Below are 18724 nucleotides of genomic sequence, written 5' to 3'. Positions count from 1 at the left end.
TATCTTTATTTTTTCCGCCAGCGATTTCGTCTTCCCAATTTAACTTGGGATTCTGATTGAGAATTCGGCAACGCTTGGGGACGAGGAAGAAACTGCTGCTCCGCAGAAAAGTAACGCCCTTGCCCACCATAAACCCCGAGCTCAATTAATGTGTTGAGCTCATTCTGATTCTCAATTCCCACTGCTATAATTTTAGTTTTACTGTTTGCCGCCGCACCTAGCATACTGCGGACAAATAGCTGGTTTTCATGTCGTTGGTCGATTTTTGCTACTAAACTGCGATGAAGTTTAAGGTAACGAATGTCCACTTCTTTTAAATAGTGAGTGCTGACGATGGTACGCCCAGCCTGCCCAACCATTAAGTGGCACCCTAAACCGGCCAGCATTTTAGCGACTGGTCGCATAAAGTCTAAGTGTCTTACAAATTGTGCTTCAACAAACTCAAAACTGAGACACTTTCTCTGCTCACGTGACAACTGTAAGAGTTCATCACGAAACCATTTAAAGTACTCTCGGTTAGAAAATGGCGTTACATTCAAATTGAGCGCATACGATCTTGAGTTATCAAAATTATCCTTAAACTCTCTTAAGAATTTATTAATAACCGACTTATCCATTTGCGCTTCATAACCAACCTGTCTGATCGCAGAAATGAACCGAGATGCTTTAACAATCCCATTCTCAGGATCGCGAATCCGACATGTTAACTCTTCATATAATGATTTTTTATGCGTCGCGTCACTTATTGGGTGCACAGATTGTGCGTAGAGTATCACACTTTCAGGTGTAAGTGCTGTGTCAAATAACGTTCTCCACCTCACACTTCCGCGAGCTTCTTCATCGTGGTTCCATTTTTTGAAGCGACTCCAATTATTGTTATTTTGTAGTTGCGCACTACGCAAAGCAGTCTCGGCTTCATCAATGATTTGGCTGTGTCGCTCACCTTCTTTATAAGTGGTGATGCCAATATGGCACCAGTTGTCTGGATCAAGTGGCTCTGGCGGCATTAACTTTTCTAACTGGCGAATGCATTGCGAGGCAAGGTTAGCCACATCTTTCGCACTTTGGTGCGGTAGAAAAAGCGCAAAATCAGCATCGTAATAACGGGAAAATACAACATCTGGGTATCGTTGAACTAAATTGGACAATAAACTCCCAACTTCAACAATAAACTCATCCGTAATTTGCTTATCTTGCTCTTCTTCAACCAGTTTCCAGTCTTGAATACGCACTAGCAACACGGCGCCGCGAGCCCCACTTTCTAGTAACGCCGATTCCAACTTGCTATCAAATAACACTCGGTTAGCGGTACCGGTTAGCTTATCAAGGAAGGTTTGAGTTCGAATAAAGGTATCAAATCGGCTTCGCTCTTGACGCGCATCTTGTAACTCTTCGATTAATACATCGAGCGCTTCACTGGCGGTGTAAGGCCATTCTTTTTTGTCACCTTTGGCATACTGCTCCACCCTACCAGCCAGGATCATTCTGCCTCGCTCTTCGAGCATTTCGGAGCCTTCTAATTGCTCCTTAAGCCATGCCACACCGCGCATTAAGCAGAAGATGATCAATACAACGGCAAGCGTGATCGACCAAAGCGCCTGCATTGAGTAGCTGTAACCTAAGTAAGGGGGAATTGCTTTAAAGTGAATCGTGTAATCTTGATTGTGAGTCAGCTGGTACTCAGCCTCAAACAAGACTGACGCTTCCATTTGATGAGAAGTATCTTTGAAGCGATAAACAACGGCGTTGTTGGTCGACAACGTCATTTCGACAATATTGGAAGCCTGCAGCATTTTCGGCATCCAGCGCTGCATAGAATAAGCGGCGTCAGGATCTTCCATCTCCTTGTCGACCACCTCTACGATCCCTTCTAAATAATGGGTGAGATATTCCTGCCCAAGACGTTTAAAAGAGAGGGTGCCACCGACAAACAAGATAAACATGGCGCAGATAACGATCATAGTGACAAAGGCCACCAGCCGTGTGCTTAACTTAAGAGTTGGGGTATACCTCATGAATACCAAATTCCTTTTTTATTCATCATATACCTTATTGAAATATTTATACTTGATAAGAGTTCATCAAACAATCGGATTAGTCTGATAGTGAGAGGCTGGAGCATAAAGAAAATCACACTCATTGATAAGTTTTATTGTTACGCCTAACCTTGCCAAGATAAGCCTGTGAGATCATTAGATTGCGACAATAAAAAAGGCCGCGATATTCGCGGCCTTTTCGATTCAAGCATAAGCAGAATTTAGAACGGGATATCGTCGTCAAAATCCATTGGTGGCTCATTGTACTGCTGCTGTGGTTGCTGCGGAGCCTGTTGTTGTGGTTGCTGTTGCTGAGGCGCATTGTACTGCTGCTGAGCTGGCTGTTGAGGCTGACCCCATCCACCTTGTTGCTGCTGTTGACCGCCCATTGGTGCGCCGCCACCTTGAGCACGACCGCCAAGCATTTGCATCACACCATTGAAGCCTTGAACAACTACCTCAGTTGAGTAGCGATCTTGGCCACTTTGATCTTGCCATTTGCGAGTTTGCAGTTGCCCTTCAATGTAAACTTGAGAGCCTTTACGCAAGTACTCACCTGCTACTTCCGCAAGTTTGCCGAATAACACAACACGGTGCCATTCCGTTTTTTCGCGCTGTTCGCCAGTCGCTTTATCACGCCATGAATCAGAAGTCGCAATAGTAATGTTTGCTACTGCACCGCCATTCGGCATGTAACGAATTTCAGGGTCGTTACCTAGATTCCCCACCAAAATAACTTTGTTAATTCCACGGCTGGCCATGATGTGCTCCGTTTCACTCTGGATATATAAAATTTTAGCGCATTAGAATAGCACGCTTTAATGTTTTGATTAAAGTCTAATACCATTGTGATCTATTGAGTCATCCTCTAGAACCCAAATCGTATTTCAACTTACGTGTGTAGCATTTTTGATTCGCGTTGCAGACATCGTTTCGTGAAGCTTTGAATTCGAACGCATTTATTCAGTAAAGCGATGGTTATGGCCTCTCTTTAATGCCAGTTTATGGCTTCTATTGAACCCAGGGAGATTGGAACACGTGAGAAAGTCGGCTTACGCAAGAAAGCTATTTCTGATCAGTATGGAAGATAATGCGCAAAAAAAAGTGGCGGCACTCGAAAAGTACGTTGATATGAGCATCCCGGTGATTTCAACCGTAGCACTCATGGAAGCCAAGCCACAACACCGTAATAAAATTCTACTGATCGACTTCAGTGAACATAAATCACTTGTTCAATCGATCAAAAACTTGCCTCTTGTATGGAAAAACTTTGAAACCGTTGTCTTCAACGTGCCTAAAAGACTAACCACGGATGAACTTCTTTCATTTGGTCAATTAAAAGGTGTGTTTTATTCTGAAGATACGCTAGAGCAAATTGGAGAAGGGTTAAAAGGCATTGTTAACGGTCAAAACTGGCTGCCGCGTAATGTAACCAGTCAACTTTTACACTATTACCGCAATGTCATTAATACTCATACTGCACCAGCTACGGTAGACCTAACCATTCGTGAGCTACAAGTACTGCGTTGCCTACAAGCTGGCGCCTCGAACAGTCAGATGGCCGAGGAGTTATTCGTCAGTGAATTCACCATCAAATCGCACTTGTATCAGATATTCAAAAAGCTATCCGTAAAGAACCGAGTACAGGCAATCGCCTGGGCAGACCAAAACTTAATGTCATGATGCAATGTGAGCGGCTCTGATAACTGAAATGACGAGTCGCTCATCTTTTTTCCGCACCGAGTCTCACATTTTTTCCTACTTTATTCATGATTCATTGATACCTCTCGTGTTAAAGTTATGCGCAGATTCTTGATAAAAACGAGATAGGATATTCCCCCAATGATAAAAAAATGTCTGTTCCCTGCTGCAGGCTATGGCACTCGCTTCCTACCGGCAACGAAATCTATGCCAAAAGAGATGATGCCAGTCGTGAATAAACCGCTTATTGAATACGGTGTCGAAGAAGCAATCCAAGCTGGTATGAACGGCATGTGTATTGTGACAGGTCGTGGCAAGCACTCGATCATGGACCACTTTGATAAGAACTACGAACTGGAACATCAGATTAGCGGTACCAACAAAGAAGAGCTGTTGGTAGATATCCGTGAAATCATTGAATCTGCAAACTTCACTTATATACGTCAACGCGAAATGAAAGGCTTGGGCCACGCGATTCTAACTGGACGAGAATTGGTAGGCGATGAGCCATTTGCTGTTGTTCTTGCTGATGACCTTTGTGTGAACGAGCAAGAGGGCGTACTGGCTCAGATGGTGGCACTATTTAAGCAGTTCCGCTGTTCTATCGTTGCAGTGCAAGAAGTACCAGCCGAAGAAACACACAAATACGGCGTTATCTCTGGTGAAATGATCAAAGACGACATCTATCGCGTAGACGACATGGTAGAAAAACCAGAGAAAGGCACGGCGCCTAGCAACCTTGCTATCATTGGCCGCTACATCCTGACTCCCGATATTTTTGAACTGATTGAAAACACTGAACCTGGTAAAGGTGGTGAAATTCAAATCACTGACGCGCTGCTAAAACAAGCAAAAGCGGGCTGTGTATTGGCTTACAAATTCAAGGGCAAACGCTTTGACTGTGGTAGCGTTGAAGGTTACATCGAAGCAACTAACTATTGTTTTGAAAACCTGTATCTAAAAGATGAAAAAACCTCTGAGCTAGGTAAGCACGCAACACAAAAAGCAGTATAAAGCATCGTCGTAGTACGAAATTACTGTATCGAAAGCCCAGCACAACGCTGGGCTTTTTACTTTACTGTTTTTTTATCCAGTAATTTTCTTTGCACATTTCTCACACTATGTAATACTTGCCCCACTTGGTTATACATAGAGCAAAAACGATGGATAAAATAGAAGTTCGCGGTGCCCGAACCCATAACCTTAAAGACATTAATCTTACAATCCCTCGCGATAAACTGATTGTCATTACTGGACTAAGTGGCTCCGGTAAATCCTCTCTCGCTTTCGATACATTGTATGCAGAAGGCCAACGACGCTACGTAGAGTCTCTCTCTGCCTACGCTCGTCAGTTTTTGTCTCTGATGGAAAAACCCGATGTCGACCACATTGAAGGGTTATCACCCGCGATTTCTATTGAACAGAAGTCTACTTCTCATAACCCGCGTTCAACCGTCGGTACAATTACCGAAGTCTACGACTACTTACGTCTATTGTATGCTCGTGTGGGCGAACCCCGCTGTCCAACGCATCATGCTCCTCTTGCTGCGCAAACCATCAGCCAAATGGTGGACAAAGTCCTAGAGATGCCGGAAGGCAGCAAAATGATGCTATTGGCACCTATTGTCAAAGAACGTAAAGGTGAGCATGTTAAAACGCTTGAGAACTTAGCGGCTCAAGGCTTTATTCGTGCGCGTATTGATGGAGAAACTTGCGATCTTTCCGATCCTCCAACCCTTGAACTACATAAAAAGCACACCATTGAAGTTGTGGTAGACCGCTTTAAAGTTCGTCCAGACTTACAACAGCGCTTGGCCGAATCTTTCGAGACAACACTCGAATTATCAGGCGGAATTGCAGTTGTCGCGCCAATGGATGGCGACGGTGAAGAGATTATTTTCTCCGCCAACTTCGCTTGTCCACAATGTGGTTACAGCATGCAAGAGTTAGAGCCGCGACTTTTCTCATTCAACAACCCTGCTGGAGCATGTGGCACTTGTGATGGCTTGGGTGTTCAACAATACTTCGATCCAAGCCGAGTCATTCAAGATGATTCATTAAGCTTGGCACAAGGTGCGATTCGCGGTTGGGATCAAAAGAACTACTACTACTTCCAAATGCTCACCTCATTGGCCGATCATTATGGTTTTGACCTCCATGCCCCTTTTAATTCTCTGCCAAAGAAAACGCAAGATGTCATTCTAAAGGGCTCAGGTCGTACTGAGATTGAGTTTAAATACATCAACGATCGTGGCGATATTCGCGTTAAGCGCCATCCATTCGAAGGTATTCTGAATACCCTAGAACGTCGCTATCGTGATACAGAATCCAACTCTGTCCGTGAAGAGCTCGCGAAATACATCTCCACTAAATCTTGTTCAAGCTGTGGCGGTACTCGTCTACGCCTTGAAGCACGTAACGTGTTTATTGCTGATACGACACTACCTGAGATTGTTGAACTCAGCATTGCTGATGCATTGGAATTCTTCCATTCCTTGAAACTGGAAGGTCAACGCGCCCAAATCGCTGAAAAAGTGATGAAGGAAATCAACGACCGCCTGCAATTCTTAGTTAACGTCGGTTTGAACTACCTAAACTTATCACGCAGTGCGGAAACCTTATCAGGCGGTGAAGCTCAACGTATTCGTTTAGCAAGCCAAATTGGTGCAGGTCTTGTTGGTGTGATGTATGTTCTGGACGAACCGTCGATTGGTCTCCACCAGCGTGATAATGAACGCTTATTAAAAACGCTCACTCACTTGCGCGATTTAGGTAATACCGTACTTGTGGTAGAACACGATGAAGATGCGATTCGCTGTGCAGATCATGTCATAGATATTGGTCCTGGTGCTGGCGTACATGGTGGTAATGTTGTTGCGGAAGGCACCATGGAAGAGATAGTCGCGAATCCGAATTCTCTGACAGGTCAGTACTTAAGTGGTGTTAAAGAAATCGCAGTACCGAAAGATCGCACGCCGCGAGATCCGAAAAAAACGGTTGAGCTAATAGGCGCAACAGGTAATAACCTTAAAAACGTTAACCTTTCAATTCCTGTTGGGTTATTCAGCTGTATTACAGGGGTATCTGGCTCAGGTAAATCAACGCTGATTAATGATACTTTCTTTAAAATTGCGCATACCCAACTTAACGGAGCGACAACGGCTCAGCCTTCACCTTATAAATCGATTAAAGGTCTAGAGCACTTCGATAAAGTCATCGATATCGATCAAAGCCCAATTGGCCGTACACCTCGCTCTAACCCTGCAACCTATACGGGGATCTTTACACCAATCCGTGAACTGTTTGCAGGCACACAGGAGTCGCGTTCTCGCGGTTACAAACCGGGCCGTTTTAGTTTTAACGTACGCGGTGGTCGTTGTGAGGCCTGTCAGGGTGACGGTGTTATCAAAGTAGAAATGCATTTCCTACCAGATGTTTATGTGCCATGTGATGTGTGTAAAGGTAAACGCTACAACCGTGAAACGCTCGAAGTACGTTACAAAGGTAAAACTATTGATGAAGTGCTAGAAATGACGGTCGAAGATGCACGCACCTTCTTCGATCCAGTTCCTGCCATCGCTCGCAAACTACAAACACTGATGGATGTCGGTTTGTCGTACATACGATTGGGTCAAGCGGCAACAACACTCTCCGGTGGTGAAGCACAGCGTGTGAAACTGGCGCGAGAGCTATCCAAACGTGATACAGGAAAAACCTTGTACATTTTGGATGAACCAACAACCGGCCTTCACTTCCATGATATCCAGCAGTTGCTCACTGTACTGCACAGACTTCGCGACCACGGAAATACTGTCGTGGTGATCGAGCATAACCTGGACGTCATTAAGACTGCGGACTGGATTATCGATCTTGGTCCTGAAGGGGGTCAGGGTGGCGGCGAGATAATCGCTCAAGGCACTCCGGAAGATGTGTCGCAAATCGAGGGTTCGCACACAGCTCACTTCCTCAAGCCTATGTTGAAGTAGAAAAAACAGGTAAAGTATCGAGACCAGCAAGTGCTGGTCTTTTTTCATTCAAAACAACGCAATAACTATGGCTACTATACATGTAAGTGGAACAAAGCTTTCTCCCGAAAAAGTACAGGTTCCCCTCAATCGCAAGTTTCTCATTGCCTTGGCAACACTATTTGTGTTGGCAATGCACTTTTTCATGCCCAACCCCGGCGGTTCGGGGCTTTCGCTTTCGTTCAATGCGACAACTTGGATTGCTTTTAGCTTTGCATTAGGCATTGGGTGTTACCAACTTGCGAATAATCGAGTACTACGTTACTCAAAACTAACCATCGGCTTGTTCATTAGTGCTCTTATCATGACGGTGCCCATTCTGTACCCAAATGCGAATAGCAGTTTGGCAGCCAATAAGCTCATTGGCCTGTGGTGTGGTGTCCTGTTCTTTATTGTTTTACAACAATTTCATTTCAGTAATAAACATCGCCAACGCCTATTATGGTTCATTGTCCTTGCGGTTGTTATCGAAGCCATTTTTGGTTTGACACAATATCTGTATCTCAAACCAGGCAATCCGTTTGGTTACGACACGGTGGCCAATCGTCCTTATGGTATTTTCCAACAGCCCAATGTAATGGCCAGCTTTCTTGCGACAGGGTTGGTGATTGCCAGCTATTTACTTGCACGTCAGCCCTACAAATACGATCGTAAGTTAAGCGATGTTTACCTTCTCTATGCCGTGCCAGTTTTAACATTACCACTAATTGTGGCGTTGGCTTCACGCACTGGTTGGTTAGCCTCAGTCATCGCCGTGTTGTTGGTCATTCCATACATGTACCGTTTTGCAACCAAAGGGCGCTTTATCCGCTGGGTTGTGTCACTTGTAAGTGGGCTCTTACTCTCAGTCGTTGTCATGCATCTTGCCTTTCCTGATGGAGGTGGGTTAGCCGCAGAAAAAGTAAATATGGAGTCTCCTCGAGCGTATACTTTTCCACAAACATTAGACATGGTGATTGAAAAGCCTTTTACTGGTTATGGATATGGCAAGTTTGAATCTGAGTACATGCTGTATACGGCTCGTCAACATGCCCTAAATGAGAATTACCCAGCTGGTTTGCCAGCCATGGATCATCCGCATAATGAGCTACTTTACTGGGGAGTAGAAGGTGGCTTGCTGCCAATACTCGGCATCTTCTTAGCGATGGCACTAGTACTGTATCGAATCTATCAAGCCAAACGCGGAACTCGTCTTGCGTTGCTGGCCTTGTTTATACCTATCGTATTGCACTCACAACTGGAATACCCTTTCTACCACTCTCTCGTGCATTGGTTGATCTTCGTTATCCTACTGTACTGGGTCGATCAGCGCGTCTCTCGTTATCGACAAGTCGGCTTTAGTAATGTGACCAAAAGCTTGCTGCGTGTTTTTAGTTTGGTACTTCCCGTTGCGTTTACGTTTTACATGGTAAGCGCATTACATACGAATTATGTATTGACGAAGTTTGAGACCACTAGACCAACTAACCCTGATATTCTGAATCAAGTCAGTAACCCTGTAGTTTGGAAAGACAGGTTTGATTGGGATGTCTATAGCACGTTTTTAAACCTTGGGCTGTACCAACAAGACGCAACCTTGATCAAGCCTTATATCGATTGGTCGCTAAAAATCATCAAAGATAAGCCTCGCCCTGCATTTTATAATAATTTGATTTTGGCCTACCAAGGCTTAGATGACTCAAGTAAAGCGGAGCAAATTAGAGCTGAAGCGCAGTTTTTGTTCCCGAAGATTGATTTCAGTGACGTCAATTACCAACCACCTTCTCAAGCAATCTCTGCCCCACCAGCCCCCACTTCAGGAGCTGAGTAATAAATACCAAAAAGCGAAGGGATGACCTTCGCTTTTCTTTATCTCATTGCTGTATGATTTTATTCAGTGAGTGACTCTTCTAACGCTTTTAAGCACAGCGCAACGTTTTCAGATCGAGCGCCGTAACCCATTAAGCCAATACGCCACGCTTTACCAGCTAATGCCCCAAGGCCTGCACCAATTTCTAGGTTATAGGTTTCTAGCAAGTGAGCACGAACTTTTGCTTCATCAATTCCTTCAGGCACGTAAATCGCATTTAATTGTGGCAACCGATGGGCTTCGTCCACAACAAATTTAAAGCCTAACTTTTGTAAGCCATTTTTGAGTTTTTCATGCATCAGTTGGTGACGAGCCCAAGCGTTTTCTAATCCTTCATTTTTCAGTATCAATAAAGCTTCGTGAAGCGCATACAAGCTATTAACTGGCGCCGTATGATGGTAACTACGCTTGCCTTCTCCACTCCAATACCCCAAAACTAAACTCTGATCGAGGAACCAACTCTGTACTGGTGTTGTTCTTGCTTGAATCTTTTCAATCGCGTCAGGAGAAAACGTCACTGGTGAGAGCCCTGGTACACATGACAAACATTTTTGACTGCCAGAGTAAACCGCATCCAGTTGCCATTCATCCACTTTTAACGGCACACCACCAAGCGATGTCACCGCATCAACAATAGATAATGCATTATGCTGTTTCGCCAGCTTACCCAATGCTTGAGCATCACTGACTGCACCAGTTGAGGTTTCCGCATGTACAAAAGCAAGAATTTTTGTATCTGGGTGCTGTTCGAGTGCTTGCTCGACTTTATCAATGGAAACAGGCGTCCCCCATTCATCATCGACGATAACAACTTCACCACCAGCACGGACGACATTTTCGCGCATGCGTTCACCAAATACACCGTTACGGCAGACGATCACTTTGTCGCCTTTCTCGATCAAGTTTACAAAGCAGGTTTCCATCCCTGCACTACCTGGCGCTGAAACCGCAATAGTGAACTCATTGTCAGTTTGAAAGGCATACTTCAATAGCTGCTTGAGCTCATCCATCATACCGATAAACAGAGGATCAAGGTGACCTACCGTAGGACGGCTTAGTGCTTGTAACACTTGAGGATAAATATCAGAAGGACCAGGTCCCATTAAAATACGGTGAGGTGGAATAAAGCTTTGGATCGACATGTCAGCTCCTTGATTATCTTTTATCCTGAGCATTCTAAAAGTTCTACTCAATAACATGGCTCAGGTGTAGGGTTCTTCACCCTAATAGATTTTTCCTCTATCAGCAATTAGCCGTAAGTATAGAGGTCAAACCAGTGTCACAAAATCGTTAATAAAAAACACCATAAAGGTTGAAATATTGATTGACATTAAGGCCTCAAAACCGTTCAATGTTTGAGCTTTATGTAGAAGAGGAGCGCTACCCAGGTAGATGATTTGTGGAACCGCAATTCCAACACCAATCATTGAGGGGGAGTAGTGCCGAGGTAAGTCAAAGTTGCAGGATTTGACTTGTCGGTTGAATTGGGCTGAATCCCATCAACTGTCATCAGCGCAGTCTGATGAAGGGCTTCTGAGGGTAAATTTTTCAAATAGCATTCTAAATACCTCTCTTTTTGCTCTGTTCCTTTTCTCACTAAACATTGGATGTACAATTTTTTAGGAAGTCGTGGGAGAACGCAGTGAGCGCATTTAACGTAGCTAAATTCGGTGGAACCAGTGTTGCCAACTTTGAGGCAATGAGTCGTTGCGCCACCATTATCGAAAACAATCCAAATACTCGCCTGGTCGTGAGCAGCGCTTGCTCTGGCGTCACCAACCTGTTGGTAGAACTCGCCAACGGTGTTCAGGATCAAACGCACCGTACTGAGCTGCTGCAAAATCTGGCCAACATTCATGACGCCATTTTAACTCAGCTCGAAGACAGCACGAAAACTGCTGCCGAGGTGTATGGCATATTAGATACCGTAACCAGCCTGGCCGAGGCTGCATCTATCCAAGCTAGTGCAAAGTTAACCGATCATTTAGTCGCATGTGGCGAACTCATGTCGACGCATATTCTAACTCAGTTAATGTGTGAGCGAGGCATTCAAGCTGTGCGCTTTGATATCCGCGATGTGCTGCGTACTGATGACAACTTTGGTCGCGCGGAGCCAAACATTGAAGCAATTTCGACGCTTGCGCAAGATAAACTCGTACCACTTTGCCAACAATCCGTTGTTGTTACTCAAGGCTTCATAGGATCTGACGAAGCCGGTAATACAACAACATTAGGTCGAGGGGGCAGCGATTACAGCGCCGCCTTAATTGCTGAGAGCGTTAAAGCGGCAGGGCTAGAAATCTGGACTGATGTTCCGGGCATCTACACAACAGACCCGCGAATTGCGCCAAAAGCCTCACCAATTCCTGAGATCAGCTTTAGTGAAGCTTCAGAAATGGCTAACTTTGGCGCTAAAATCCTTCATCCTTCTACGCTAGTACCCGCATTACGCCACGACATTCCGGTATTTGTAGGGTCATCGAAAGAGCCAGAAAAAGGGGGAACTTGGATTCGCCACCAAGTCGAAAGCTCACCGTTATTCCGTGCGCTAGCTTTGCGTTGTAACCAAACCATGGTAACGCTACGCAGCGCCAATATGTTCCACGCATACGGCTTCTTAGCAAAGGTCTTTGAGATCCTTGCAAAGCATAAGATCTCTGTCGATTTGATCACAACATCTGAAATCAGTGTATCGTTAACACTTGATCAAACCGATACATCCGGCGGCGCGCCGCAGCTGCCGCAAGCTGTACGAGAAGAGTTAGAAGAGCTATGTAAGGTAGAAGTTGAACATGACCTATGCCTCGTTGCTCTCATTGGTAACAACATGAGTGAGAGTAAAGGCTACGCGAAACAGGTTTTTGGCACGCTAGAAGATTTTAACCTGCGCATGATTTGTTATGGCGCTAGCCCTCACAACTTATGCTTCTTGCTCCATGAATCGGTATCGAAGCAAGCCATACAAAAACTCCACACGGAGTTGTTTGAGAAGTAAGTTCAACTCAATAAAACAAAGGGCTGCGTATCTGCAGCCCTTTGTCGTTTCATTAGTTGTTACATTTGGACGAGGTAAACATCAATTAACCGTTAATGTTTGGCCCTAACCATTTTTCAGCCTCGATCCTATCCCACCCCTTACGATCGGCGTAACTCTCTAGCTGATCTTCTTGGATCTGTGCGATCGCAAAGTAACGTGAGTCAGGATGAGAGAAATACCAACCAGATACTGACGCGCCCGGATACATTGCATAGCTGGAGGTTAGAGTCATGCCAATATTCTCTTCCACATTAAGTAGCTCCCAAAGCGGTCCTTTTTCAGTATGCTCAGGGCACGCTGGATAACCTGGTGCAGGGCGAATACCTTGGTATTTTTCACGAATGAGATCATCGTTAGATAAATCTTCATCAGCTGCATAACCCCAAATTTCTTTACGGACACGCTCATGCAAATACTCAGCAAACGCTTCGGCTAGGCGATCCGCCACCGCTTGAATCATAATTGCGTTGTAATCATCTCCCTGTGCTTTGTATTCATCAGCAAGCTCTCGTTCACCAATACCACCAGTGACAGCAAATGCCCCTATCCAATCATGCTTACCCGACTCTTTAGGTGCGATGTAGTCGGATAAACAATAGTTGAATCCTTTTGGTTTCTCGGTCTGTTGTCGCAAGTTACGTAATACTTTCACAACGTCGGTACGAGTTTCATCAGCATAAACTTCAATGTCGTCCCCCACGCTCGCAGCAGGGAATAAGCCACACATTCCACGCGCTTTTAACAGGCCTTCTCGCTCAACTCGATCAAGTATCTCGTTGGCATCTTCGAATAAACGTTTTGCTTCTTCACCAACTTCTTCATGTTGGAAAATTGTTGGATACTTACCCACAAGTGACCAAGTCATAAAGAATGGTGTCCAATCAATGTATTGACGTAATATAGCCACATCAAAATCATCGAAGATATGAATGCCAGGCTTAACAGGCACTGGAGGTGTATAAGCTTCCCAATCGATCGCAACTTTATTCGCTCGAGCCGCTTCTAATGTCACTGGTTTGGTTCTCGGTTTCTTTCGATTATGTTGATCACGTACTCGTTCGTAATCAGCTTCAAGTTTTTCAACAAATTCAGGGCGACGTTCATCTGACAGAAGAGAAGTACATACGCCCACTGCACGTGAGGCGTTGTTCACGTAAACCACTGGATGCTTGTAATTTTGCTCAATCTTAACTGCTGTATGGGCTTTTGACGTTGTTGCGCCACCGATGAGAAGAGGTAAGTTAAAGTCGAGACGCTCCATCTCTTTTGCAACATGCACCATTTCGTCTAATGAAGGTGTGATCAACCCTGATAAACCAATAATATCGACGTTCTCTTCTTGCGCTACTTTTAAGATCTTTTCGCAAGGAACCATGACACCAAGATCGATAATTTCGTAGTTATTGCACTGCAATACAACGCCAACGATATTTTTCCCGATATCATGTACATCACCTTTGACCGTCGCTAGCAAAATCTTACCGTTTGTTTGTCCCACCTGCTTTTCTGCATTGATGTAGGGCTCCAGATGCGCGACTGCTTGCTTCATCACTCGTGCAGATTTTACGACCTGAGGAAGGAACATTTTACCTTCACCAAACAAGTCTCCGACGACGTTCATCCCATCCATTAGTGGGCCTTCAATCACCTCTAATGGCTTTGAAGCGTTGACACGAGCCTCTTCGGTATCATCAACGATGAACTCAGTTATTCCTTTCACTAACGCGTGTTCTAAGCGCTTTTCAACAGGCCAAGTTCTCCACTCAAGTGCAGAGGCATCCTCCTCTTTACCTACCCCTTTGCCTGCATATTCCGCCGCGATATCTAACAATCTCTCAGTGGCGTCATCACGACGGTTAAGAACGACATCTTCCACAGCCTCACGCAATTTTTCAGGCACGTTATCGTAGATTTCTAACTGACCCGCATTCACGATCCCCATATCCATACCATTCTTAAAACAGTGGTAGAGGAATACCGCATGAATCGCCTCGCGAACATAGTTATTGCCACGGAAAGAGAACGAGACGTTAGAAACCCCACCCGAGATCATCGCGTGTGGTAAATCACGTTTGATATCTCCAACGGCTTCAATGAAATCCACCGCGTAGTTATTATGCTCCTCGATCCCCGTAGCAATGGCAAAAATGTTTGGGTCAAAAATGATGTCTTCTGGTGGAAAGCCTACTTCATCAACAAGAATTCGGTAAGCGTTGGTACAAATTTCTACTTTGCGCTCACGTGTATCTGCTTGCCCAATCTCATCGAACGCCATCACAATCACAGCCGCACCGTAACGGCGGATCAACTTAGCTTGTTCAACGAATTTCTCTTTGCCTTCTTTGAGAGAGATCGAGTTAACAATGCCTTTGCCTTGGATGCACTTAAGACCAGCTTCAATAACCTCCCACTTGGAAGAGTCGACCATGATTGGTACTTTGGATATTTCAGGTTCTGACGCACAAAGGTTTAAAAATCGAACCATACAAGCTTGTGCATCCAACATGCCTTCATCCATGTTGATATCGATAATTTGAGCGCCATTTTCAACTTGTTGACGAGCCACATCGAGCGCTTCGTCGTACAGTTCTTCTTTAATCAAGCGCTTAAAACGCGCAGAACCAGTTACATTCGTACGCTCACCGACATTGATGAATAAAGAGTCTTTATCAATGGCGAGCGGCTCTAAGCCAGACAAGCGACAAGCAACGGGAAGTTCAGGTAATTGACGAGGGGCGATATTTTCAACCACGAGTGCCATTTGGCGAATGTGCTCAGGAGTTGTACCACAACACCCACCAATCAAGTTTAAAAAGCCGCTTTGAGCCCACTCTTTAACATGCTTAGCCATATCTTCTGGCGACAAATCGTATTCGCCGAATGCATTCGGAAGCCCAGCATTTGGGTGAGCGGAAACAAAAGATTCTGATATACGCGAGAGCTCTTCAACATAAGGACGCAGTTCATCCGGGCCAAGTGCACAGTTCAAACCAAACGAAATCGGTTTAACATGACGTAATGAGTTGTAAAACGCTTCTGTGGTTTGACCGGATAATGTTCTACCGGAAGCATCAGTAATAGTCCCCGAGATCATCACAGGTAACTCAATACCCATCTCTTCAAACACACTTTCAACAGCAAATGAACAAGCCTTAGCGTTAAGAGTATCGAAGATGGTCTCGATAAGAATAAGATCAGAACCACCTTTAATCAGCGCTCGAGTCGATTCAGAGTAAGCCTCAACTAACTCGTCGAAAGAAACATTTCGATATCCAGGGTCGTTTACATCAGGAGAGATAGAACAAGTGCGGTTCGTCGGCCCTAAAACCCCTGCGACATAACGCGGTTTATCGGGTGTTTTTGCGGTCCATTCGTCTGCAACTTCACGTGCAAGCTTGGCAGCTGCAAAGTTAATTTCTTCACTTAGGCTTTCCATCTCGTAGTCAGCCATCGCAATGGTTGTTGCGTTAAAAGTGTTGGTCTCAAGAATATCTGCACCCGCTTCTAAATATGCAGCGTGAATTTCCTTGATAAGTTGAGGCTGACTTAGAACCAACAGGTCGTTGTTACCTTTTAGATCACAATGCCAATCCGCAAAGCGCGTTCCTCGATAGTCTTGCTCTTCAAGTTTGTATCCCTGAATCATGGTTCCCATACCACCATCAATCAAAAGAATACGTTGCTTCAATTGAGCTTCAATCTGTTGTCTTACGTTACTTCCCACAGTACAGCCTCATTCCTTTAGTTATCTTTCCATCCTATCACACAAACTTCAGGAGTCTAGACGTCTAAACGTAGAATTAATGATTATTTTATATCCTTCTTAACTTGCAAAATAATCACGAAAAAATGTTTGCTATTTAAGCAGCATCAGCCGAGAATTCCATTCATAAAATGTTACAAATAGAGAGCTCTATGTCGGTCTATCATACTTTATGTTTTCTATCCGCAGCTGCGATGCTAATTGCTTTTGTAAACAGCAAGATAGGAAAGATGCAAACCACCATTGCGATTACCGCAGGTTCAATGGTGCTTTCACTTCTAATCTTAATTGCGGGTCAAAACAACTGGTTCCATCTCACCGAAATTGCGACGGAGACGGTCACAAGGATTAACTTCGAAGATTTCTTGCTCAAAGGCATTCTTGGCTTCTTACTATTTGCTGGTGGACTAGGCATCAAACTCCCGAACCTTAAAGATCAAAAGTGGGAGATCACTGTTTTAGCCCTTGGAGCCACACTGTTTTCCACGTTCTTTATTGGATTTGCGCTGTATGGGTTTTGTCAGTTAATTGGCATCCAATTTGATTTGGTCTACTGCTTACTATTTGGTGCTCTAATATCACCAACTGACCCAATCGCTGTATTGGCTATTGTGAAAAAACTAGATGCTCCTAAACGTATCTCCACTCAGATTGAAGGAGAATCGCTCTTCAATGATGGTTTCGGTTTAGTTATCTTCGTCACTCTATTTACGATTGCATTTGGCACTGAGGCACCAACTGTAGGTAGTGTCACCTTACTCTTCATCCAAGAAGCTATCGGTGGTATCACATATGGTTTCGTCCTCGGTTTGCTATTCCACTACTTGATCAGTGCCACCGATGATCACTCAATGGAATTGTTACTTACCATTGGTGTCCCAACAGCAGGTTACGCATTTGCTGAATACATCCATGTATCAGGCCCACTCGCAATGGTTGTATCCGGTATTATGATTGGCAACTGGACACGCTTTATTGGCTTTTCAAAAGAGAGTGAAGATCACCTTGACCATTTTTGGGAGCTTGTTGATGAGTTCTTGAATGGCGTGTTATTCCTACTGATCGGCATGTCGATGCTGCTATTTGAATTCCACAAAGAAGACTGGATCATGATGGCTATTTCAGTCCCTCTTGTACTAGCAGCTCGCTATCTAAGTGTATTTCTTTCTTACATAGGCTTTAAACGTTACAGAAAATATAATCCATGGTCAGTGCGTATTTTGACGTGGGGCGGCTTACGCGGGGGCCTTGCATTGGCAATGGCACTTTCCATTCCATCTGGTATTTGGGTGATTCAAGATAAGTTAATCGATGTAAAAGAGATTATTCTTGTAATGACCTACTCCGTCGTTGTTTTCTCTATCCTCATTCAAGGCTCAACAATCACTCCAATGATTGAAAAAGCAAAAGCAGAAGAGAAGAAGATGGAAGAGAACAACCAAGCAATAACCACTCCGGAACATACGGAGCCAGTGGACTCTTAAAGACACGTAACTTAATAAATCAAAAGCAGCTACCTAGCTGCTTTTTTCATAACTAATTTTCAGACTCCCCTTCAAGGACGAAGGCTCCTTATTCTTTGATATACCATCAAATATACGAAGAATCGCTACGCTACATTTTCATAGATACTAACTATTGCTGATAGATAGTATTCATAGGCGAGCCTTTTAATTTACCCATTTTCATCTGTATCACTTCTCTTCCCTTGGCAATATAGGCTCCTCGCAAACATCAAAGCTAAACTTCCACAATACTTAGCAATGAGCGAGTTTGTATTTTTATGAGAAAGAGGCATTTAGGGTAATTGCGTTCAGAACCCAAACAGGTTAGCAACCTCACCAAGATAAAACTGAGCTAGCATTCAGGTAGATCAAAGCCTTAACAGAAATGTAGCCCCCCTCCCTCTTGATCTCAGTGAGACTAAACTTGTATTCAAAGTCGTCCTGTTTTCAAATTAGAAACAAGCGACACTTCAAACAATTAAACTCTGTCACATAACTAGATTTTCTAATATCGAATAAAAGGAGCTTTGGTGAATGAAGAGGCTCAAAACTAGCGCTCGAGACTGCAGAAACCACACAAAACTGCGTTCCACTTCACTCATAACAGGGCTTAGAAAGCATAGCCAGAGGGAAGCCTACCTCTCGATGCAAGGTTTCAATATGAAAGTGGGTTTAAGGTAAGTCGGTTAACCAAAACGAAAAAAGCCTCAGTCTTTCGACTGAGGCTTAATATAAGTGGCGGAGTGGACGGGACTCGAACCCGCGACCCCCGGCGTGACAGGCCGGTATTCTAACCAACTGAACTACC

General features: G+C 44.4%; 10 protein-coding genes and 1 riboswitch. Of the genes, 6 read left to right on the top strand and 4 right to left on the bottom strand.

The window, feature by feature from the left end; genetic code table 11:
• Positions 1-5: 5 nt before the first annotated feature.
• Both csrD and R7O03_RS16990 read right to left on the bottom strand, forming a co-directional pair.
• On the bottom strand, positions 6-2015 hold the full coding sequence (csrD, locus tag R7O03_RS16995) for an RNase E specificity factor CsrD (protein ID WP_054728884.1): 2010 nt from the start codon (positions 2013-2015) through the stop codon (positions 6-8).
• Positions 2016-2257: 242 nt separating this feature from the next.
• On the bottom strand, positions 2258-2797 hold the full coding sequence (locus R7O03_RS16990; protein ID WP_005387798.1) for a single-stranded DNA-binding protein: 540 nt from the start codon (positions 2795-2797) through the stop codon (positions 2258-2260).
• A gap of 277 nt (positions 2798-3074) precedes the next feature.
• On the opposite strand from R7O03_RS16990, the gene R7O03_RS16985 reads away from it, so the two are divergent.
• The 4 genes from R7O03_RS16985 to R7O03_RS16970 all read left to right on the top strand — a co-directional run bounded on the left by R7O03_RS16985 (position 3075) and on the right by R7O03_RS16970 (position 9572).
• Positions 3075-3719: a LuxR C-terminal-related transcriptional regulator gene (locus R7O03_RS16985; protein ID WP_258625461.1), complete on the top strand. Its 645-nt coding sequence runs from the start codon at positions 3075-3077 to the stop codon at positions 3717-3719.
• A 159-nt stretch (positions 3720-3878) separates the two neighbouring features.
• Complete coding sequence (gene galU / locus R7O03_RS16980; RefSeq protein ID WP_005381239.1) at positions 3879-4751, top strand: UTP--glucose-1-phosphate uridylyltransferase GalU; 873 nt, start codon at positions 3879-3881, stop codon at positions 4749-4751.
• A 149-nt stretch (positions 4752-4900) separates the two neighbouring features.
• Entirely contained in the window at positions 4901-7723 is a 2823-nt protein-coding gene (gene uvrA, locus R7O03_RS16975; protein WP_318131899.1) for an excinuclease ABC subunit UvrA, read from the top strand.
• A 67-nt stretch (positions 7724-7790) separates the two neighbouring features.
• On the top strand, positions 7791-9572 hold the full coding sequence (locus R7O03_RS16970) for a PglL family O-oligosaccharyltransferase (RefSeq protein WP_318131898.1): 1782 nt from the start codon (positions 7791-7793) through the stop codon (positions 9570-9572).
• A 59-nt stretch (positions 9573-9631) separates the two neighbouring features.
• Here the strand turns inward: R7O03_RS16970 and R7O03_RS16965 are convergent, their stop codons facing one another.
• A complete protein-coding gene (locus tag R7O03_RS16965) occupies positions 9632-10753 on the bottom strand; it encodes a pyridoxal-phosphate-dependent aminotransferase family protein (RefSeq protein WP_262643768.1) in 1122 nt (373 codons plus the stop codon).
• 220 nt (positions 10754-10973) lie between these two features.
• Positions 10974-11152: riboswitch (Lysine riboswitch) on the top strand.
• 101 nt (positions 11153-11253) lie between these two features.
• Here R7O03_RS16965 and lysC point away from each other — a divergent pair.
• Positions 11254-12606, top strand: a complete 1353-nt coding sequence (lysC, locus tag R7O03_RS16960; RefSeq protein WP_042523508.1) for a lysine-sensitive aspartokinase 3 — start codon at positions 11254-11256, stop codon at positions 12604-12606.
• Positions 12607-12691: 85 nt separating this feature from the next.
• On the opposite strand, the gene metH is transcribed toward lysC, so the two are convergent.
• Positions 12692-16372: a methionine synthase gene (gene metH, locus R7O03_RS16955; RefSeq protein ID WP_258500745.1), complete on the bottom strand. Its 3681-nt coding sequence runs from the start codon at positions 16370-16372 to the stop codon at positions 12692-12694.
• 191 nt (positions 16373-16563) lie between these two features.
• On the opposite strand from metH, the gene R7O03_RS16950 reads away from it, so the two are divergent.
• Positions 16564-17895 carry a cation:proton antiporter gene (locus tag R7O03_RS16950; RefSeq protein WP_053306797.1) on the top strand — a complete coding sequence of 444 codons (1332 nt, stop codon included), beginning with the start codon at positions 16564-16566 and terminating at the stop codon, positions 17893-17895.
• The last annotated feature ends 829 nt before the right edge of the window (positions 17896-18724 follow it).

The organism is Vibrio sp. Vb2960 (assembly GCF_033337665.1).
GTDB lineage: Bacteria > Pseudomonadota > Gammaproteobacteria > Enterobacterales > Vibrionaceae > Vibrio > Vibrio alginolyticus.
The sequence above is the reverse complement of the archived record's forward strand: the minus strand, read 5'-3'. Positions and strand labels throughout refer to the sequence as shown.